The sequence below is a fragment of the Serratia liquefaciens ATCC 27592 genome, assembly GCF_000422085.1.
GTDB classification, from domain to species: domain Bacteria; phylum Pseudomonadota; class Gammaproteobacteria; order Enterobacterales; family Enterobacteriaceae; genus Serratia; species Serratia liquefaciens.
Map to the genome: position 1 here is coordinate 3,821,015 of NC_021741.1, position 19,981 is coordinate 3,840,995.

Genomic DNA, 19,981 nt, shown 5'->3' on the forward strand with positions numbered 1-19,981 from the left:
AAATTTTTCGTCAGTTAAGCGCTCTCAGATTGCCCAGGGGCCGAGTCTCGGGTAAAGTCGCCCCCCTTCATTGGCATGGGGATAGAGAAAAGACATGTTTATTGGATTTGACTACGGAACGGCCAACTGTTCCGTCGCAGTGATGCGAGAAAATGGCCCCGAGCTGCTGACGCTGGAAAACAACGAACCCTATCTGCCGTCGATGCTGTGTGCTCCGACGCGCGAAGCCGTCAGCGAGTGTTTGCACCGCCACTGGCAGGTGCCGACCGCCAGCGAGGAAAACCAGCAACTTCTGCGCCGGGCAATCAACTATAACCGCGAAGAAGATATCCCGGTCGCCAGCGACAGCGTGCTGTTTGGCCTGCAGGCGCTGGCGCACTACGTTGAAGATCCGGAAGAAGTGTATTTTGTCCGCTCCCCGAAATCCTTCCTCGGCGCCAACGGCCTGAAACCACAACAGATCGCGCTGTTTGAGGATCTGGTGTGCGCCATGATGTTCCACATCAAACGTCAGGCGGAAAACGTACTGCAAGACAGCATCAGCCAGGCGGTGATCGGCCGTCCGATCAACTTCCAGGGCATCGGTGGCGAAGAAGCCAACCGCCAGGCGCAGGGGATTTTGCACCGCGCTGCCGAGCGTGCAGGCTTCAAAGACATTGAATTCCAGTTCGAACCGGTCGCCGCAGGCCTGGATTTCGAAGCGACTCTGGAAGAAGAAAAAACCGTGCTGGTGGTGGATATTGGCGGCGGGACAACCGACTGTTCGGTGCTGTTGATGGGGCCGCAATGGCGTGACCGTGCCGATCGCCAGCAAAGCCTGCTGGGCCACAGCGGTTGCCGCGTTGGCGGTAACGATCTGGACATCATGCTGGCGTTCAAGCAGTTGATGCCGCTGTTCGGTATGGGTGGCGAAACTGAAAAAGGCATCGCTTTGCCTGCGTTGCCTTACTGGAACGCGGTAGCCACCAACGACGTTCCGGCGCAGATCGACTTTTACAGCGCTGCCAATGGTCGCATGCTGCGCGATTTGATCCGCGATGCCGCCGAGCCTGAAAAAGTTAAACGCCTGCTGAAAGTTCATCAGCAACGCCTGAGCTACCGTCTGGTGCGCGCCGCGGAGGAGAGTAAAATCGCCCTGTCAGCACAGCAAAACATCAGCGCTCCGCTGGCCTTCGTCCAGACTGATTTGGCAGAAACCATCAGCCAGGATCAGCTTGCCGAGGCCATCTCACAGCCGCTGCTGCGCATTCAGGAGCAGGTCAGCGCCGCGCTGGCCAGTAGCCAGACCGCACCGCAGGTGATTTATCTCACCGGCGGCAGCGCACGTTCCCCGCTGTTGCGCGCCGCGCTACAACAGCAGTTGCCGGGCATTCCTATCGTCGGCGGCAACGACTTCGGCTCGGTCACCGCCGGGTTGGCTCGCTGGGCGCAGACGCTGTTCCGTTAAGGGCACTAGGGCGCGGTAGCTCAATGCCGCGCCCCGCCGCCAAGCCATTCGCTGCGAAATCAGGTACTGTATCGGCTGGAACCATAATCATGGCAGGAACAACAATGCTGATCGTTCTTTCCGGGCTGCCAGGCAGCGGTAAAACCACGCTCGCACGGGCGCTGGCTCGCGCATTACCGGCAATGCATCTCCGTATCGATACCCTTGAACAAGCTATCCGTAACAGTGGCTCCCTGGCCGATGACGTCGGCCCCGCCGGGTATTTTGCCGCTTATGGCGTTGCCGAAGACAACCTGCGTCTGGGCCACAGGGTGATTGCCGACTCGGTCAACCCGTTGCCGGTCACTCGCGAAGCCTGGCATAACGTCGCACAACGGGCTGGTGTAGCCTGCATAGATTTTGAGGTGGTTTGCTCAGACAGTGCCGAGCACCGTCGCAGGGTTGAAACCCGCGACGGGGACGTTGCCGGACTGCGGCTCCCTAACTGGCACAGCGTCACCCGCCACGATTACCTACCCTGGCATACCCCGGTGGCCCGTATTGATACCGCAGGCCAGCCAGTGGAAGCCAGCGTGGCTCAGTTGCTGTCCTTGATTAACGCCGTCGGCAACTGAGCAGGTCACCAGGCGCTGGCGTCGTTCAGGATGCGGATATCCTCGGCATCCAGTCGCAGCCGGGTAGCGCTGATCAGCTCATCCAACTGCTTTAGCGACGTGGCGCTGACGATCGGCGCGGTGATGTCCGGCCGCGCTATCAGCCAGGCCAGTGAAACCTGCGTTGGCGAGGTGTGGTGTTTTTCCGCAACCCGATCCAGCGCAGCCAAAATCTTGAAACCGCGTGGATTAAGGTAGCGCTCAACGATGGTGTCACCACGTTGGCTCTTGCCGATATCTTTTTCACTGCGGTATTTGCCGGTCAGGAAACCGCTGGCCAGCGAGAAGAAGTTAATCACGCCCAATCCATGGCGCTGCACCACCGGCGCCAGGCTGCGTTCATACTCCTCACGCGCATAAAGATTGTACTCCGGTTGCAGGGTCTCATAGCGCGCCAACCCATTCTCTTCACTGACTTTCAATGCCTCCTCCAGACGATCGGCCTGATAGTTGGAAGCGCCTATCGCCCGCACCTTACCGGCCTTGATCAAGCCGTCGAACGCCGCCAGGGTTTCCGCCAACGGCGTGTCCCGGTCGTCGTCGTGCGATTGATAAAGGTCGATATAATCGGTCTGCAAACGCCGCAGTGAATCCTCTACCGCCTGCTGGATATAGCGTGGTGACAGCCCCTGCTTACCCTCGCCCATCGGCTTGCCGACTTTGGTAGCGATGATCACCTGGTCACGCTTGCCGCTCTTTTTTAGCCACTGGCCGAGGGTGGTTTCCGATTCACCGCCCTGATTGCCCGGCACCCAGCTCGAGTACACGTCGGCGGTATCGATAAAGTTGAGCTGATTTTCCACCAGCGCATCCAACAGGCTGAATGAAGTTTCGCGATCCGCCGTCCAGCCAAACACGTTACCGCCGAAGGTCAATGCCGGCACTTTGATGCCCGAACGGCCCAGTTCTTTATGACTCATTGCATGCTCCATAGAGTTGATGATTCGCAGGATAATTATTAGCGCGAAAGCAGGAAATCCGCTAAAACGCATTCGCTATAAGCCGGATGGCAACGCTTATAAACATAGCATGATCAAATCTACAACTTATTCGGACAATGCTGACGGTTCCTCCATATTTCCTTCATTTTTATGCCGTCTTTCCTCGCTAAACTAGTATTCTGTAAGGAGTGTAACTTTTTTGGCAATGAGTGCCCGCACGCCTGCCTTTTGGAGAGATTTTCGCCACCATGAATGCAAAAAACCCACGTCGTTCACTGTTACTGCGCCTGTTGGTGGTGGTTATTGTGGCTATTGCCGCCGTGCTGATTTGGCGTCACTTCAGCGCTCCGCAGCCGGCCGACAATGCTGCCCCTGGGGCGCGTCACGCCGGTGGGGGCAAAGCGGCGGCAGGCGCAGGACGACGGGGAGCGCCAATGTCACCGGTACAGGCTGCGACCGCCACACAGCAAACGGTGCCGCGTTACCTTTCCGGGCTGGGCACGGCTACCGCCGCTAACACAGTGACCGTCACCAGCCGGGTCGATGGCCAACTGATGGCGATCCACTTCACCGAAGGGCAACAGGTCAAAGCCGGCGATTTGCTGGTTGAAATTGACCCGCGTCCGTTCCAGGTACAGCTGGCTCAAGCGCAGGGACAACTGGCCAAAGATCAGGCCACCCTCGCCAATGCCCGGCGCGATCTGGCACGTTATCAGCAACTGGCCAAAACCAATCTGGTGTCGCGGCAGGATCTGGACACTCAGCTGTCGCTGGTGCAACAGACCGAAGGCGCAATCAAAGCCGATCAGGGCTCCGTCGACAGCGCCAAGCTGCAAATCACCTACAGCCGTATCACCGCACCAATTGACGGTCGTGTCGGTCTGAAGCTGGTGGACGTCGGTAATTACATCACCAGCGGCAGCACCACCGGCATTGTAGTGATCACCCAAACTCACCCTATCGATGTGGTATTTACCCTGCCTGAGGCTACTATCAGCGATTTGATCAAAGCGCAAAAAGCCGGCCCGGTCAGCGTCGAAGCCTGGGATCGCACCAACCAAAATCTGCTGTCGACCGGTTCACTGCTGAGCCTGGATAACCAGATCGACACCACCACCGGCACCATCAAACTGAAAGCGCGCTTCACCAACGAGGACGACGCGCTGTTCCCCAACCAATTTGTTAATGCACGCCTGAAAGTGGCAACGCTGCTGGATGCGATCGTTATCCCTACGGCGGCCTTGCAGATGGGCAACGAAGGCAACTTCGTCTGGACCCTGAGCGAAGATAACAAGGTCAGTAAACATTTGGTGACCACCGGCGTGCAGGACAGCCAAAAAGTGGTGATTAACGCCGGGCTGAACGCCGGTGACCGGGTGGTGACCGACGGCATAGATCGCCTGACCGAAGGCATGCAGGTTGAGGTGGTCACGCCGCAGGCGGCTTCTGCGGCCGGCAAACCAATCCACTCACCTCGCACCCAGGGGAAATCCTGATGCAGGTGATGCCACCTAACGCCGGCGGCGGTCCATCCCGCCTGTTTATACTGCGGCCGGTTGCCACCACGCTGTTGATGCTGGCGATCCTGCTGGCGGGGATCATCGGTTATCGCGCTCTGCCGGTGTCCGCCCTGCCGGAGGTCGACTATCCGACCATTCAGGTGGTCACGCTGTATCCCGGAGCCAGCCCGGACGTGGTCACCTCGGCGATCACGGCCCCGCTGGAGCGTCAGTTTGGCCAGATGTCCGGCCTCAAGCAGATGGCATCGCAAAGTTCCGGTGGCGCCTCGGTCGTCACCTTGCAATTCCAGCTTGAGCTGCCGCTCGACGTCGCCGAACAGGAAGTGCAGGCGGCAATCAACTCCGCCACCAACTTGTTACCGAACGATCTGCCCTACCCGCCGATTTACAGCAAGGTTAACCCGGCTGATCCACCGATCCTGACGCTGGCCGTGACCTCCAGCGCCATGCCGATGACCCAGGTGGAAGACATGGTGGAAACCCGTGTCGCGCAGAAAATATCGCAGGTCACCGGCGTCGGACTGGTGACCATTTCCGGTGGCCAACGGCCAGCGGTCCGCGTGAAGCTCAATGCGGCGGCCGTTGCCGCCTACGGTCTGGACAGCGAAACCATCCGCACCGCCATCAGCAACGCCAACGTCAACTCTGCCAAAGGTAGCCTGGACGGCCCGACGCGTTCGGTCACCCTTTCGGCCAATGACCAAATGAAATCAGCCGACGACTATCGTCAGCTGATTGTCGCTTACCAGAACGGTGCGGCTATCCGCCTGCAGGATATCGCCACCATCGAACAAGGCGCGGAAAATACCCGGCTGGCGGCCTGGGCCAATAAGCAGCCGGCCATCGTGCTCAATATTCAGCGCCAGCCAGGCGTAAACGTCATCACCACCGCCGACAGCATCCGCGAGATGCTGCCTCAGTTGATTAAAAGCCTGCCCAAGTCGGTCGACGTCAAGGTGCTGACCGATCGAACCACCACCATTCGCGCCTCGGTCAGCGACGTGCAGTTCGAGCTGCTCTTGGCGGTAGCGTTGGTGGTGATGGTGATTTACGTGTTCTTGCGCAATGTCCCGGCCACTATTATTCCCAGCGTCGCTGTACCGCTGTCGTTGATCGGTACCTTCGCCGCCATGTACTTTTTGGACTTTTCGATCAATAACCTGACGCTGATGGCGCTAACCATCGCCACCGGTTTTGTGGTCGATGACGCCATCGTGGTGATCGAGAACATTTCACGCTATATCGAAAAGGGCGAGAAACCGCTCGACGCCGCCTTAAAAGGCGCCGGCGAAATCGGCTTCACCATTATTTCACTGACCTTCTCGCTGGTAGCCGTGCTGATCCCCTTGCTGTTTATGGGCGATATCGTTGGCAGGTTGTTCCGTGAATTTGCCGTGACGCTGGCGGTGGCAATTTTGATTTCGGCGGTGGTTTCGCTGACGCTGACGCCGATGATGTGCGCACGCATGCTGAGCCACGAATCCCTGCGCAAGCAGAACCGTTTTTCCGCCGCTTCTGAACGCTTCTTTGACCGGGTCATCGCCCGCTACGGCAAATGGCTGAAAACCGTGCTGAATCATCCCTGGTTGACGCTAGGCGTGGCGTTCAGCACGCTGGTGCTCACCGTCTTGCTTTACCTGCTGATCCCGAAAGGATTCTTCCCGGTACAGGACAACGGCATTATTCAGGGCACGCTGGAGGCGCCGCAGTCGGTGTCGTTCAGTAATATGGCCGAGCGCCAACAGCAGGTGGCGGCAGAAATCCTCAAGGATCCGGCGGTGGAGAGCCTGACGTCGTTTGTTGGCGTCGATGGCAGCAACGCCACGCTCAACAGCGGCCGGTTGCAAATCAACCTCAAACCCTTGAGCGAACGCAGCGACCGTATTCCGGCCATCATCACTCGTCTGCAGCAGTTGAGCGCACAGTTTCCTGGCGTGAAGCTGTATCTGCAACCGGTGCAGGATCTGACCATCGACACCCAGGTCAGCCGCACCCAGTACCAGTTTACCCTGCAGGCCATGTCGCTGGACGAGCTCAGCCTGTGGGTACCGCAGCTGATGGCGGAATTGAAACAGGCACCGCAGTTGGCGGACGTCACCAGTAACTGGCAGGATCAAGGACTGGTGGCCTACGTGAACGTCGATCGCGATTCGGCTTCCCGCCTCGGTATCAGCATGAGTGACGTGGATAACGCCCTGTACAACGCTTTCGGCCAGCGGTTGATCTCCACCATTTACACCCAGGCCAATCAGTACCGGGTGGTGCTGGAACATGACGTCAGCACCACGCCAGGATTGGCGGCGCTGAGTGAAATCCGCCTGACCAGCAGCAACGGCACCATCGTGCCGCTGAACACCATTGCCAAAATTGAAGAGCGCTTCGGGCCGCTATCGGTCAATCATCTCGATCAGTTCCCGGCGGCCACCATCTCCTTTAACGTGGCCGGCAATTATTCGCTTGGGGAAGCGGTCGACGCCATCACTCTGGCGGAAAAAAACCTCGATATGCCGAAAGATATCACCACCCAGTTCCAGGGCGCGACGCTGGCGTTCCAGGCGGCGTTGGGGGGGACCCTGTGGCTGATCCTGGCGGCGGTGGTAGCGATGTATATCGTGCTGGGCGTGCTGTATGAGAGCTTTATTCATCCGGTTACCATTCTTTCTACCTTGCCCACCGCCGGGGTCGGTGCCTTGCTGGCACTGATGATGGCCGGCAGCGAACTGGATGTGATCGCCATCATCGGCATCATCTTGCTGATCGGCATCGTGAAGAAAAACGCCATCATGATGATCGACTTCGCGCTGGCCGCCGAACGTGAGCAAGGTATGACGCCGTACGATGCGATTTATCAGGCCTGCCTGCTGCGTTTCCGGCCGATACTGATGACCACGCTGGCGGCGTTGCTGGGGGCACTGCCGCTGATGCTCAGCACCGGCGTCGGCGCGGAACTGCGACACCCGCTCGGGGTTTGCATGGTCGGCGGGCTGGTAATGAGCCAGATCCTGACGCTGTTCACCACTCCGGTGATCTACCTGCTGTTTGACAAGCTGGCGCGTAACACTCGCCGGCAGCCGGATGTGCAGGAGCTGCCGTGAAATTCTTCGCCCTGTTCATCTACCGACCGGTGGCCACCACGCTGCTGACGTTGGCAATTGCCATCAGCGGTGTGATTGGTTTTAGCCTGTTGCCAGTATCGCCGCTGCCACAGGTCGACTATCCGGTGATTTCGATCAGCGCTTCGTTGCCGGGGGCCGATCCGGAAACCATGGCCTCGTCGGTAGCTACACCGCTGGAACGCGCTCTGGGCCGGATAGCCGGGGTCAATGAAATGACCTCGATGAGTTCACTCGGCAGCACCCGGGTCATTTTGCAGTTCGATCTCGACCGTGATATCAACGGCGCGGCCCGTGACGTGCAGGCGGCGATCAACGCGGCGCAAAGCCTGTTGCCCACCGGTATGCCGAGCCGCCCGAGCTACCGTAAGGTCAATCCGTCAGACGCGCCAATCATGATCCTGACGCTGACCTCCGACACCTACAGCCAGGGCCAGCTTTACGACTTCGCCTCGACTCAGCTGGCGCAAAAAATCGCCCAGACCGAAGGGGTGGGCGACGTCTCGGTGGGCGGCAGTTCGCTGCCTGCGGTACGTGTCGAACTTAACCCAAGCGCGCTGTTCAATCAGGGGATATCGCTCGATGCGGTGCGCCAAACCATCAATGATGCCAACGTACGCAGACCGCAGGGTTCGGTAGACAATCAGCAGCAGCGCTGGCAGATTCAGGCCAACGATGAATTGAAAACCGCCGAGGCTTACCGCCCGCTGATTATCCACTACAACAACGGCGCGGCGGTACGCCTGAGCGACGTGGCCGAGATCAAAGACTCGGTACAGGACGTACGCAACGCCGGGATGACCAACGCCAAACCGGCGATTATTCTGGCCATCAGCCGGGCACCGGACGCCAACATCATCGAAACCGTCGATCGCATTCGCGCCGAATTGCCCGCCTTGCAAGACAACATCCCGGCGTCCATTCAATTGAATATCGCGCAGGACCGCTCGCCAACCATCCGCGCCTCGCTGGCGGAAGTGGAACAGTCGCTGGTGATCGCCATTGGGCTGGTGATATTGGTGGTGTTCATCTTCCTGCGGTCCGGGCGCGCGACGCTGATCCCGGCGGTGGCAGTACCGGTGTCGCTGATCGGCTCTTTTGCCGCGATGTACCTGTGCGGCTTCAGCCTGAATAACCTGTCGCTGATGGCGCTGACCATCGCCACCGGCTTTGTGGTCGATGATGCCATCGTGGTGCTGGAAAATATTTCGCGCCACGTCGAAGCCGGCATGAAACCGCTCAACGCCGCGTTGCAGGGGGTTCGGGAGGTCGGCTTTACCGTGCTGTCGATGAGCGTGTCGCTGGTGGCGGTATTTATCCCGCTGCTGCTGATGGAAGGCCTGCCCGGCAGGCTGTTCCGCGAGTTTGCCGTCACTCTGTCAGTCTCGATCGGGCTGTCGTTGATTATCTCTCTGACGCTGACGCCGATGATGTGCGCCTACCTGCTGCGTCACCAGCCGCCGCGAGCGCAGCGGCGCATTCGTGGTTTCGGTAAAATGCTGCTGGCGCTGCAAAAAGGCTATGGACGCTCGCTGAGCTGGGTGCTTGGCCATTCACGCTGGGTATTGGCCCTATTTCTCGCCACCATCGCGCTCAATGTCTGGCTGTATATCAGCATTCCGAAAACCTTCTTCCCGGAGCAGGACACCGGCCGACTGATGGGCTTTATCCAGGCAGACCAGAGCATCTCCTTCCAGGCTATGCGCGTTAAGCTGGAAGATTTCATGAAGATCGTGCGTGAAGATCCGGATGTGGAAAACGTCACCGGTTTCACCGGCGGTTCACGCACCAACAGCGGATCGATGTTTATCTCGTTAAAACCGCTGTCAGTGCGCAGCGACGATGCACAGAAAGTGATTGCCCGGCTGCGTGCCCGGTTAGCGAAAGAACCAGGAGCCAGTCTGTTCCTGATGGCGGTGCAGGATATCCGCGTCGGCGGCCGGCAGGCTAACGCCAGTTACCAGTACACGCTGTTGGCGGACGATCTCGCCGCGCTACGCGAATGGGAACCGAAAATTCGTATTGCGCTGGCTGCACTGCCAGAGCTGGCAGACGTCAACTCCGATCAACAGGACAAAGGTTCAGAAATGGATCTGGTTTACGATCGCGAGACCATGGCCCGTTTGGGTATTTCAGTTTCCGATGCCAACAACCTGCTGAATAACGCCTTTGGCCAACGTCAGATTTCGACTATCTATCAACCGCTCAATCAGTACAAAGTGGTGATGGAAGTCGCCCCCCCATACACCCAGGACGTCAGTTCACTGGACAAAATGTTTGTGATCAACAAAGACGACAAGGCAATCCCGCTGTCCTACTTTGCCAGTTGGCGGCCCGCCAATGCACCGTTGTCGGTCAATCATCAGGGCCTGTCGGCCGCGTCGACTATTTCGTTTAACCTGCCGGATGGCGGCAGCCTGTCGGACGCCACCTCCGCCGTAGAGCGAACCATGACGGCGCTCGGCGTGCCTTCCACCGTACGCGGCGCTTTTGCCGGGACCGCCCAGGTGTTCCAGGAAACGCTGAAATCTCAGTTGCTGCTGATCGCCGCCGCCATCGCTACTGTGTATATCGTGCTGGGCATTCTTTATGAAAGTTACATTCATCCGCTGACCATTCTGTCCACCCTGCCTTCCGCCGGGGTGGGTGCCCTGCTGGCGCTGGAGCTGTTCGGTGCGCCGTTCAGCCTGATAGCGTTGATAGGCATTATGCTGTTGATCGGTATCGTGAAGAAAAACGCCATCATGATGGTCGATTTTGCCCTCGACGCGCAGCGCAATGGCGGCATCAGCGCACATGACGCCATTTTCCAGGCGTGCCTGCTGCGCTTCAGGCCAATCATGATGACCACCCTGGCGGCGCTGTTTGGCGCATTGCCGCTGGTGTTGACCCACGGCGACGGCGCCGAGCTGCGCCAACCGCTCGGCATCACCATCGCCGGCGGCCTGATCGTCAGCCAGCTGTTGACGCTGTACACCACCCCGGTGGTGTACCTGTATTTTGACCGGCTGCAGATGAAATTCCGTCGCGGCAAGAAACTGGATCCATTGCCCCAATAATGGCCACCCGATGCTGATAAAACACACCGCCTCCGTACAATGGCAACTTTGGATCGTGGCGTTCGGCTTCTTTATGCAGACGCTGGACACCACTATCGTCAACACCGCCCTGCCGTCGATGGCCGTCAGCCTGGGGGAGAACCCGCTGCGCATGCAGTCGGTGATTGTCTCCTATGTGCTGACGGTGGCGGTGATGCTGCCTGCCAGCGGCTGGTTGGCGGATCGATTTGGGGTGCAGCGGGTGTTCTTCAGCGCCATAGTGTTGTTTACTCTGGGGTCCATTCTGTGCGCCCGTTCTGAGACGCTGAATGAGCTGATCGCCTCGCGCGTGATCCAGGGCATCGGCGGCGCCATGATGGTACCGGTGGGTCGCCTGACGGTGATGAAAATCGTCCCGCGCGAACAGTATATGGCCGCGATGACCTTCGTCACCCTGCCCGGCCAAATTGGCCCGTTAATGGGGCCGGCGTTGGGCGGTTTTCTGGTGCAGTACGCCAGTTGGCACTGGATTTTCCTGATCAATATCCCGGTGGGGATCGCCGGTGCCATCGCCACGTTGCTGCTGATGCCCAATTACCGCATGCAGACCCGTCGCTTCGACATCAGCGGCTTTATCATGCTGGCGATCGGCATGGCGACGCTGACGCTGGCGCTCGACGGCCACAAAGGGATGGGGCTCTCCTCTCCCGCCATCGCCGCGCTGGTGGTTGCCGGCATCGCGGCACTGGCGGGTTACTGGTGGCATGCGCATGGCAACAGCCGCGCATTGTTCTCACTGCGGTTATTCAAAACCCAAACCTATAAAGTGGGGCTGACGGCCAGCCTGCTGGGCCGTATCGGCAGCGGCATGTTGCCCTTTATGACACCGCTGTTTATGCAGGTCGGCATGGGCTTCTCCCCGTTCCACGCCGGGCTGATGATGATCCCGATGATTATCGGCAGCATGGGAATGAAACGCATTGTGGTGCGGGTGGTTAACCGCTTCGGTTACCGTAACGTGCTGGTTGCCGCCACGCTGATGCTGGCGTTGATCAGCCTGAGTTTCCCGCTGGTGGCGATGCTGGGCTGGATCTGGCTGCTGCCGGTAGTACTGTTCTTCCAGGGCATGGTCAACTCATTGCGCTTCTCGGCCATGAACACCCTGACGCTGAAAGATCTGCCGGATCGGCTGGCCAGCAGCGGCAACAGCCTGCTGTCGATGGTGATGCAGCTGTCGATGAGCCTTGGCGTCAGCATCGCCGGTATTCTGATCGGCAGCTTTGCCCATCATCAGGTGGTTACCGACAGCCCGGCCATCCATAGCGCATTTATTTACAGCTACTGTTGCATGGCGTTGATCATCGCGCTGCCCGCGCTGGCCTTCGCCCGCGTTCCGGCTGATACCGCCCCCAACCGTACGCTGACCAAAGAGCCGGGGACCGGCTCCACGAGGTTGCAATAATGAAAATAGGCATCACCGGCAAGCTGTTCATGGCCATTTTCGCCACCTGCATGTTGGTGCTCATTACCATGCATTGGGGCGTTCGCATCAGCTTCGAGCGCGGTTTTATCGACTACATCAAAAACAGCAACGAGCAGCGCATCAACATGCTGAGCGAAGCATTGGAAGAACAGTACAGTCGTCACGGTAACTGGGTTTTTCTGCGTAATAACGATCAGGTGATTTACCAGATCATGCGTTCGTTCGAACAAAACAGCGACAGCAGCCACAATTTGCCGCCCAAAGGCTGGCGCACCCAGTTTTGGGTGGTGGACAGCCAGTACAACCGGCTGGTGGGGCACTCCGGCCCGGTACCGAAGGAGGGTCCGCGTCATCCGATTCGCTACAACAATGAAATCGTCGGCTGGGTAATTACGACGCCCATAGAGAGGCTGACACGTAATACCGACATCAGTTTCGATCAGCAGCAAAGACGCACCAGTTGGATGATTGTCGCCCTGTCCACCCTGCTGGCAGCGGCGGTCACCTGGCTGATGTCGCGCGGGTTGCTGGCGCCGGTCAAACGGCTGGTAGCCGGTACCCACCGGCTGGCGGCTGGCGATTTCAGCACCCGCGTAGCCGTCAGCAGCCAGGATGAACTGGGTCGGCTGGCGCATGACTTCAACCAGCTCGCTACCTCATTGGAAAAAAATGAGCAGATGCGCCGCGCCGTGATGGCCGACGTCTCGCACGAGTTGCGTACCCCGCTGGCGGTGCTGCGCGGTGAGCTGGAGGCGCTGCAGGACGGCGTACGTCAGCCTACGGCTGCTTCGCTGGGATCCTTGCAGGCCGAAGTCTCCACCCTGACCAAACTGGTGGACGATCTGCATCAACTGTCGTTATCCGATCTCGGTGCGCTCGCCTACCGTAAATCGCAGGTTGATTGCGTGCATTTACTGCAAATCGCGGTTGCCAGCTTCCGCGAGCGTTTTCACGCCAAAGGGTTGGACATCGAGACCCAACTGCCAGAACAGGCACCGCTGTTTGGTGACCCGGACAGGCTTAACCAACTATTCAACAACCTGCTGGAAAACAGCCTGCGTTACACCGACGCCGGTGGCAAGCTGGAGATTGGCGCCCAGACGCAGCCAGGCCGCCTGCTGATTTACTGGCAGGATAGCGCACCGGGCGTCAATGACGATCAGTTGGCGCGCATTTTCGAACGTTTTTACCGTACCGAAGGTTCGCGTAACCGCGCCAGTGGCGGCTCCGGTCTGGGGTTGTCAATCTGTCAAAACATAGTGGAAGCACACAACGGGACGATCTACGCCCAGCACTCGCCTTTGGGCGGCGTGCGGATTACAGTAGAATTCGCCACCCCGGTAATGAATAAGGCGTCATGATGGAAACCCAGAATCAACCGTTGCAAATTATGATTGTTGAAGATGAGCCCAAGCTCGGCCAACTGCTGGTGGACTACCTGCAAGCGGCGGGATATGCCACGCGCTGGCTGACCAACGGCAGCGAGGTGGTCCCGGCGGTACATGAACATTCGCCGGCGCTGATCCTGTTGGATCTGATGCTGCCGGGCAGCGATGGGTTAACGGTATGCCGAGAACTGCGCCGTTTCACCGATATTCCGGTGGTGATGGTGACGGCAAAAATTGAAGAGATCGACCGCCTGCTGGGGCTGGAGATCGGTGCAGACGATTATATCTGCAAACCTTACAGCCCGCGTGAAGTGGTTGCGCGCGTAAAAACCATTTTGCGCCGCTGCTATCGCCCATTGGACAATATGCAGGAAGAAACGCAGCTTCACATTGACGAACCGCGCTTTCAGGCCAGCTATCAGGGGCAGATGCTGGATCTCACTCCGGCGGAGTTTCGCCTGCTGAAAACCCTGGCCAGCCAGCCGGGCAACGTGTTCTCGCGCGAGCAGCTGCTGAATAATCTGTATGACGACTACCGGGTGGTGACCGACCGTACCATCGACAGCCACATCAAAAACCTGCGGCGCAAACTGGAGCTGATCGACGGCGAGAAATCATTTATCCGCTCCGTGTACGGCGTCGGTTACCGCTGGGAGTCCGAACCTTGCCGCCTGGTGAACGGGCTTTAATCGGCCCTAGGTCCAGTCTTCTACCGTCAGGCCTGGCACCATGGCAAACGCCCGGTCGTTAGTCACTATTGTCGCTCCGCGGCTCTGCGCGTGGGCGGCAATAAGCTGATCCAGGGCCCCCATCACCCGCCCCTTTTGCGTCATTTCCGCCCGCAGCGTGCCATAGCAATGCGCGGCTTCACTGTCCCAGGCATATACCGTCACGGAATCAAGAAATGCCGCGACCGTCGCTTTCAGCGCAAGGTTCTGCCGCTTGGCTACGCCATAAAGCAGTTCCGCCTGCGTAATGCTGGAAATGCATACCGCAGAAGGCGGGATTTTTTCCATTAGGCTCAGCAAGCGGGGATGCCGACGGAACAGTTGGCTGACCGTATTGGTGTCAAACATATACATGCTTACTCTTCCCCGGCGAACGGATCGCGGGTGGCACTGCCCTGCTGACGTTCATCAGCCGCCAGAAAGTCATGCGGTACCTGCGTTTTTTCGATCATTTGCAGCAGCGGAGCCCAGCTGTCAGGTTTGGCCGGATATTTAGATAAAATCACGTTTCCCTCCCGATCGCGGCGGATATACACACGATCTGTATCAAATTCGAATTCCACGGGTAACCTCACCGCCTGATTTCTGCCGTTTTTAAACAGTTTCGCGACCCTTTCCATTTCCATCCCCCTTAACAGGCATAGGCCTAAGCATATGCCTGTTAAGGGGAGATGCCAATATGCGGTGCTTATTTTTTGACCGCAATAATGCAACGGCCTCACCCTAGCCTTCCCAGGTTGCGGTTGAAATACTGCGGGCTCAAGAATGCGGCGGGCTGCGCAAACTTTCGGCATGACAATCCCCCGTTAGCTTCCCGTGCTACAGCAGTATCCGCTGCACAAAACTCCCTGTCAGCGCAAAAAAATGGCGTTTTTTTTGCGCTACCCTTCTCAAGTCCGGTTTATTAGCCGCTCAATTTCAAGCCATTGGCTACACTTACATCACTAATCGGAACCCACAGGAGAAGAACCATGGCAATCGGTCACTATGAGCTGAAAAAAGCAAAGAATGGGCAATACCACTTCAACCTGAAAGCCAGCAATGGCGAAATCATTCTGGCCAGCGAGATGTACGCCAGCAAGGCCTCGGCGGAGAATGGCATTGCCTCGGTGCAAACCAATTCCCCCCACGAAGCACAATACGAACTCAAGCACAGCACCAGCAATCAGCCTTATTTCGTGCTGAAAGCCAAAAACCATCAGGTGATCGGCGTCAGTGAGATGTACAGCTCTGAAACTGCGGCAAAGAACGGTATTCAGTCGGTGATCAAAAACGGTCCAGCCACCGACGTGCGCGATCTGAGCGCTTAATGCATCTGTAAGGCGCGCGATGCCCGCCATCGCGCGTTTTTCTTATGACCAGGATCAATCTCCCTGTAATAAATCCGGTTACCTGCTGATTTCTCGCCGCGCTGCGGCTACAATTCCCCGCTTTTACTGCGCCATTTGGTGGTGTGGTACTGACCTGAAATCAGACCGAGACTCATTATGTTTACACCGGAACTCCTCTCCCCAGCCGGCACGCTGAAAAACATGCGTTACGCCTTTGCCTATGGCGCCGACGCGGTTTATGCAGGCCAGCCGCGTTACAGCCTGCGGGTACGTAACAATGAATTCAACCACGAGAATCTGGCGCAGGGAATTAACGAAGCCCATGCGTTGGGAAAACGCTTCTACGTGGTAGTGAATATCGCCCCGCACAATGCCAAGCTGAAAACCTTCCTGCGCGATCTTAAACCCGTGATCGACATGGGTCCGGACGCGCTGATCATGTCCGATCCCGGCCTGATCATGATGGTACGTGAAGCCTTCCCGCAGATGGATATCCACCTATCGGTGCAGGCAAACGCAGTAAACTGGGCGACGGTAAAATTCTGGCAGCAAATGGGTCTGACGCGGGTGATCCTGTCGCGTGAACTGTCGCTGGAAGAGATCGCAGAAATCCGCACCCAGGTGCCGGAGATGGAACTGGAAATCTTCGTCCACGGTGCGCTGTGCATGGCCTACTCCGGCCGCTGCCTGCTGTCCGGCTATATCAACAAACGCGATCCTAATCAGGGCACCTGCACCAACGCCTGCCGCTGGCAGTACAAAGCGGAAGAAGGTAAAGAAGACGAGACCGGCAACATCGTGCATATGCATGAACCGATCCCGGTGCAGACCGTCGAGCCGACGCTGGGCATCGGGGCCCCCACCGACAAGGTGTTCATGCTGTCCGAAGCGCAGAAACCGGGTGAATACATGAGCGCCTTTGAGGATGAACACGGCACTTACATCATGAACTCGAAGGATTTGCGCGCCATCCAGCACGTGGAGCGCCTGACGCAACTTGGTGTGCATTCGCTGAAGATTGAAGGCCGCACCAAATCCTTCTACTACTGCGCGCGTACCGCGCAGGTCTATCGTCGCGCTATCGATGACGCCGTCGCCGGCAAGCCTTTCGATCCCACTCTGTTGACCACGCTCGAAGGCCTGGCACATCGGGGTTACACCGAAGGCTTCCTGCGCCGTCACGTACATGAAGCGCAGCAAAACTACGATTACGGTTCATCGCTGTCTGAGCGCCAACAGTTTGTCGGCGAATTCACCGGGGTACGGCGTGACGGCTGGGCTGAAGTTGATGTGAAAAACAAATTCCTGCTCGGCGACAGCGTAGAAATGATGACCCCAGGAGGTAACGTCTTGTTTACCCTGGAGAGCATGCAAAATAAGAAAGGTGAAGCGATCGATGTGGCGCCGGGTAACGGCCATATCGTTTATTTGCCGATCCCGCAAGATATCGATCTCAATTACGCGTTGCTGATCCGAAATTTGCCGGATACCAATACTCCTGCGGCATAAAATGCAGGGAGTGATCCTTTAATGGCATTTTTTAGCAAATATTAGAATTGGATCACATCAATTACTCCGCAGCTTGGTTAACATCAGGCTGCTTAAAACTAAGAACGAAAAAGATTTGCATAGCAATACTAGGAACCACCTCCTTAGCCAGTCCAATCTCCCTTGGACTGGCTTTTTCTTTGCTGTCGTAAAATAATCCTATCTAATATATCCATTAGCTTTCAATTCACTGACTTGCCTATTTTTCATTACGGCCTGTTGTCATGGCGATATAAAAATAAAGCTACAACGATTAATTAATGCATTAACAAAAACCACTAACTTGCCCACGGATATATCTTAATTTAAGTCAATCCTGCAGAAATAATCTCTGCCAGGTCAGGATTAATCAGAATTAACTGAATATTCTGATGGCCTGCCGCCGATGGGTAGTTTATCGTTGCCCTATAGTTTACAGCCGGGAGATATCGGAATGCATTCACCAGCACCAGCGCTTCTTATCATTAACGGCAAAGGCGCCGGCAACGACGAGGTTCGCCTTGCCGTACAAAAGTTGCGAGATGAAGGCCAGCCTCTGCACGTTCGCGTAACCTGGGAACAGGGTGACGCAGCGCGTTACGCACGGGAAGCCTGCCAACTGGGTGTTAAAACGCTGATTGCCGGCGGTGGTGACGGCACTATCAACGAAGTGGCTGCGGCGCTAACGGCCTTGCCGGCGGCCGGGCGCCCGGTACTGGGTATTCTGCCGCTGGGCACCGCCAATGACTTTGCCATGGCCTGCAACATTCCTTTGATGCCGGAACAGGCATTGCGGTTGGCAGTAAAAGGCCGCGCGGTGCCGATAGACCTGGCGAAAGTGAACGATGAACGCTATTTCATCAATATGGCAACCGGCGGATTCGGCACACGCATCACCACCGAAACACCAGAAAAGCTGAAGGCGGCGCTGGGTGGCGTGTCCTACTTTATCCACGGTTTGTTGCGCATGGATACGCTCAAGGCCGACCGCTGCGAGATCCGCGGGCCGGATTTCCACTGGGCAGGTAATGCGTTGGTCATCGGCATCGGCAATGGCAAACAGGCCGGAGGTGGCCAGCAACTCTGCCCGGACGCGCTGATCAACGACGGCTTGCTGCAACTGCGCCTGTTGATCGCGGATGAACTACTGCCGGCGCTGGTAGCCAGCCTGTTTAACGACGAAGAAAACAAAAACGTCATCAGCGCCGCACTGCCCTGGTTGGAGATCAAAGCCCCGCACGAGATGACCTTTAACCTCGACGGTGAACCCCTGAAGGGCAAGCATTTTCGCATTGAAGTGTTGCCGCATGCCATTGAATGTCGCCTGCCGCCTAACTGCGGGCTGCTGGGTCAAGGCCCTACCCCCGAATAACCTTCTATGGCGCTCACCGGCAAGGCTGAGCGCCACTCGTCATAGCATCAGCCTCTTTCTCCCAAATAATTTACCGCCTGTCGCCTGCACTTTATTCCGCATCGAAATGTGATCCTCTCCGGCAAATTCTTTAAATCATACTTGTATGGTAGTTAGTTCATGACGTATTTTCCGTCCAATATGATGACCCGTGGGAACAGGATAAAGACGTTATGAAGATTGTTAACGCAGAGGTGTTTGTGACCTGCCCAGGCAGGAATTTTGTCACGCTGAAGATCACTACCGACGAGGGCATTACCGGTATCGGTGACGCCACGCTTAATGGCCGTGAACTACCGGTGGCGTCCTATCTGAAAGATCATGTCTGTCCGCAGTTGATCGGCCGGGACGCCCATCAGATCGAAGACATATGGCAGTTCTTCTATAAAGGCGCCTACTGGCGCCGCGGGCCTGTCACCATGTCCGCCATCTCTGCCGTAGACATGGCGCTGTGGGACATCAAGGGCAAGGCCGCCAATATGCCGCTGTACCAATTGCTCGGTGGCGCATCGCGTACCGGCGTCATGGTGTACTGCCACACCACCGGCCATTCCATCGACGAAGTGCTCGACGACTACGCCAAACATAAAGAGTTGGGCTTTAAAGCCATTCGTGCCCAGTGCGGTGTGCCTGGCATGAAAACCACCTACGGCATGGCCAAAGGCAAAGGCCTGGCTTATGAACCCGCCACCAAAGGCAACTGGCCGGAAGAACAGCTGTGGTCAACGGAAAAATACCTCGATTTCACCCCCAAGCTGTTTGAAGCAGTACGTAACCGTTTTGGTTTCGACGAACACCTGCTGCACGACATGCACCACCGGCTGACCCCTATCGAAGCCGCCCGTTTCGGTAAAAGCATTGAACAATACCGCCTGTTCTGGATGGAGGATCCGACCCCGGCAGAAAATCAGGAATGCTTCCGTTTGATCCGCCAGCATACCGTGACCCCTATCGCCGTCGGCGAAGTCTTCAACAGTATTTGGGACTGCAAGCAACTGATCGAAGAACAGCTGATCGACTATATCCGTACCACCCTGACCCACGCCGGCGGCATTACCGGCATGCGCCGTATCGCCGACTTTGCCTCGCTGTATCAGGTACGTACCGGTTCACACGGGCCATCCGATTTATCCCCTATCTGCATGGCGGCGGCGCTGCACTTTGATCTGTGGGTCCCTAACTTCGGCGTACAAGAATACATGGGCTACTCCGAACAGATGCTCGAAGTATTCCCGCACAGTTGGAGCTTCAACGACGGCTACATGCATCCGGGCAACAAACCAGGGCTGGGTATCGAGTTCGATGAAAAACTGGCAGCCCGTTATCCCTATGAACCGGCTTATCTGCCGGTCGCACGCCTGGAGGATGGCACCTTATGGAACTGGTAAAAGAAGAACGCAC

The 19,981-nt window shown here is 57.3% G+C and carries 15 protein-coding genes; 12 read left to right on the forward strand and 3 right to left on the reverse strand.

Annotation, left to right across the window (positions count from 1 at the left end; translation table 11 throughout):
• Positions 1–94 precede the first annotated feature (94 nt).
• Both yegD and M495_RS17915 read left to right on the forward strand, forming a co-directional pair.
• The gene (gene yegD / locus M495_RS17910) at positions 95–1,447 is read left to right on the forward strand and encodes a molecular chaperone (RefSeq protein ID WP_020828087.1); all 1,353 of its coding nucleotides are present in this window, start codon (positions 95–97) and stop codon (positions 1,445–1,447) included.
• An 89-nt stretch (positions 1,448–1,536) separates the two neighbouring features.
• Positions 1,537–2,061 (forward strand): AAA family ATPase, encoded by a 525-nt coding sequence (locus M495_RS17915; RefSeq protein ID WP_041414818.1) that lies wholly within the window; start codon positions 1,537–1,539, stop codon positions 2,059–2,061.
• Between the two features lie 5 nt (positions 2,062–2,066).
• Here the strand turns inward: M495_RS17915 and M495_RS17920 are convergent, their stop codons facing one another.
• Positions 2,067–3,020 carry an aldo/keto reductase gene (locus tag M495_RS17920; protein WP_020828089.1) on the reverse strand — a complete coding sequence of 318 codons (954 nt, stop codon included), beginning with the start codon at positions 3,018–3,020 and terminating at the stop codon, positions 2,067–2,069.
• Positions 3,021–3,289: 269 nt separating this feature from the next.
• Here M495_RS17920 and M495_RS17925 point away from each other — a divergent pair, with 269 nt between their 5' ends.
• The 6 genes from M495_RS17925 to baeR are packed head-to-tail and all read left to right on the forward strand — an operon-like array spanning position 3,290 to position 14,272.
• A complete protein-coding gene (locus M495_RS17925; protein ID WP_041415587.1) occupies positions 3,290–4,537 on the forward strand; it encodes an MdtA/MuxA family multidrug efflux RND transporter periplasmic adaptor subunit in 1,248 nt (415 codons plus the stop codon).
• Complete coding sequence (locus tag M495_RS17930) at positions 4,537–7,656, forward strand: MdtB/MuxB family multidrug efflux RND transporter permease subunit (RefSeq protein ID WP_020828091.1); 3,120 nt, start codon at positions 4,537–4,539, stop codon at positions 7,654–7,656. The genes M495_RS17925 and M495_RS17930 overlap by 1 nt, the downstream gene beginning before the upstream one ends.
• The gene (gene mdtC / locus M495_RS17935) at positions 7,653–10,733 is read left to right on the forward strand and encodes a multidrug efflux RND transporter permease subunit MdtC (protein ID WP_020828092.1); all 3,081 of its coding nucleotides are present in this window, start codon (positions 7,653–7,655) and stop codon (positions 10,731–10,733) included. The genes M495_RS17930 and mdtC overlap by 4 nt, the downstream gene beginning before the upstream one ends.
• 10 nt (positions 10,734–10,743) lie before the next feature.
• Positions 10,744–12,174, forward strand: coding sequence for an MFS transporter (mdtD, locus tag M495_RS17940; RefSeq protein WP_020828093.1), 1,431 nt, complete (start codon positions 10,744–10,746; stop codon positions 12,172–12,174).
• Positions 12,174–13,556: an envelope stress sensor histidine kinase BaeS gene (gene baeS / locus M495_RS17945; RefSeq protein ID WP_020828094.1), complete on the forward strand. Its 1,383-nt coding sequence runs from the start codon at positions 12,174–12,176 to the stop codon at positions 13,554–13,556. The genes mdtD and baeS overlap by 1 nt, the downstream gene beginning before the upstream one ends.
• A complete protein-coding gene (baeR, locus tag M495_RS17950; RefSeq protein ID WP_020828095.1) occupies positions 13,556–14,272 on the forward strand; it encodes an envelope stress response regulator BaeR in 717 nt (238 codons plus the stop codon). Before baeS ends, baeR begins: the two co-directional genes overlap by 1 nt.
• A 6-nt stretch (positions 14,273–14,278) precedes the next feature.
• Here the strand turns inward: baeR and M495_RS17955 are convergent, their stop codons facing one another.
• Both M495_RS17955 and M495_RS17960 read right to left on the reverse strand, forming a co-directional pair.
• Entirely contained in the window at positions 14,279–14,665 is a 387-nt protein-coding gene (locus M495_RS17955) for a type II toxin-antitoxin system VapC family toxin (RefSeq protein WP_020828096.1), read from the reverse strand.
• Positions 14,666–14,667: 2 nt separating this feature from the next.
• Positions 14,668–14,931, reverse strand: a complete 264-nt coding sequence (locus tag M495_RS17960; RefSeq protein ID WP_020828097.1) for an antitoxin — start codon at positions 14,929–14,931, stop codon at positions 14,668–14,670.
• A 351-nt stretch (positions 14,932–15,282) separates the two neighbouring features.
• Between M495_RS17960 and M495_RS17965 the strand changes: the two genes are divergently transcribed.
• The 4 genes from M495_RS17965 (at position 15,283) to manD (ending at position 19,968) form a co-directional block, all read left to right on the forward strand.
• On the forward strand, positions 15,283–15,621 hold the full coding sequence (locus M495_RS17965; protein WP_020828098.1) for a YegP family protein: 339 nt from the start codon (positions 15,283–15,285) through the stop codon (positions 15,619–15,621).
• Positions 15,622–15,798: 177 nt separating this feature from the next.
• Positions 15,799–17,151 (forward strand): prephenate-dependent tRNA uridine(34) hydroxylase TrhP, encoded by a 1,353-nt coding sequence (gene trhP / locus M495_RS17970; protein WP_041414820.1) that lies wholly within the window; start codon positions 15,799–15,801, stop codon positions 17,149–17,151.
• Positions 17,152–17,623: 472 nt separating this feature from the next.
• Positions 17,624–18,541 (forward strand): lipid kinase YegS, encoded by a 918-nt coding sequence (gene yegS / locus M495_RS17975; RefSeq protein WP_020828101.1) that lies wholly within the window; start codon positions 17,624–17,626, stop codon positions 18,539–18,541.
• A gap of 212 nt (positions 18,542–18,753) precedes the next feature.
• Positions 18,754–19,968 carry a D-mannonate dehydratase ManD gene (gene manD, locus M495_RS17980; protein WP_020828102.1) on the forward strand — a complete coding sequence of 405 codons (1,215 nt, stop codon included), beginning with the start codon at positions 18,754–18,756 and terminating at the stop codon, positions 19,966–19,968.
• Positions 19,969–19,981: the final 13 nt, after the last annotated feature.

What these genes read in the sequence shown, in the direction of transcription:
- M495_RS17920 (WP_020828089.1), bottom strand. Translation starts at nt 3,020, where the DNA reads ATGAGTCATAAAGAACTGGGCCGTTCGGGCATCAAAGTGCCGGCATTG.
- M495_RS17930 (WP_020828091.1), top strand. Translation starts at nt 4,537, where the DNA reads ATGCAGGTGATGCCACCTAACGCCGGCGGCGGTCCATCCCGCCTGTTT.
- M495_RS17955 (WP_020828096.1), bottom strand. Translation starts at nt 14,665, where the DNA reads ATGTATATGTTTGACACCAATACGGTCAGCCAACTGTTCCGTCGGCAT.
- baeR (WP_020828095.1), top strand. Translation starts at nt 13,556, where the DNA reads ATGGAAACCCAGAATCAACCGTTGCAAATTATGATTGTTGAAGATGAG.
- trhP (WP_041414820.1), top strand. Translation starts at nt 15,799, where the DNA reads ATGTTTACACCGGAACTCCTCTCCCCAGCCGGCACGCTGAAAAACATG.
- M495_RS17915 (WP_041414818.1), top strand. Translation starts at nt 1,537, where the DNA reads ATGGCAGGAACAACAATGCTGATCGTTCTTTCCGGGCTGCCAGGCAGC.
- yegS (WP_020828101.1), top strand. Translation starts at nt 17,624, where the DNA reads ATGCATTCACCAGCACCAGCGCTTCTTATCATTAACGGCAAAGGCGCC.
- baeS (WP_020828094.1), top strand. Translation starts at nt 12,174, where the DNA reads ATGAAAATAGGCATCACCGGCAAGCTGTTCATGGCCATTTTCGCCACC.
- M495_RS17965 (WP_020828098.1), top strand. Translation starts at nt 15,283, where the DNA reads ATGGCAATCGGTCACTATGAGCTGAAAAAAGCAAAGAATGGGCAATAC.
- M495_RS17925 (WP_041415587.1), top strand. Translation starts at nt 3,290, where the DNA reads ATGAATGCAAAAAACCCACGTCGTTCACTGTTACTGCGCCTGTTGGTG.
- manD (WP_020828102.1), top strand. Translation starts at nt 18,754, where the DNA reads ATGAAGATTGTTAACGCAGAGGTGTTTGTGACCTGCCCAGGCAGGAAT.
- M495_RS17960 (WP_020828097.1), bottom strand. Translation starts at nt 14,931, where the DNA reads ATGGAAAGGGTCGCGAAACTGTTTAAAAACGGCAGAAATCAGGCGGTG.
- yegD (WP_020828087.1), top strand. Translation starts at nt 95, where the DNA reads ATGTTTATTGGATTTGACTACGGAACGGCCAACTGTTCCGTCGCAGTG.
- mdtD (WP_020828093.1), top strand. Translation starts at nt 10,744, where the DNA reads ATGCTGATAAAACACACCGCCTCCGTACAATGGCAACTTTGGATCGTG.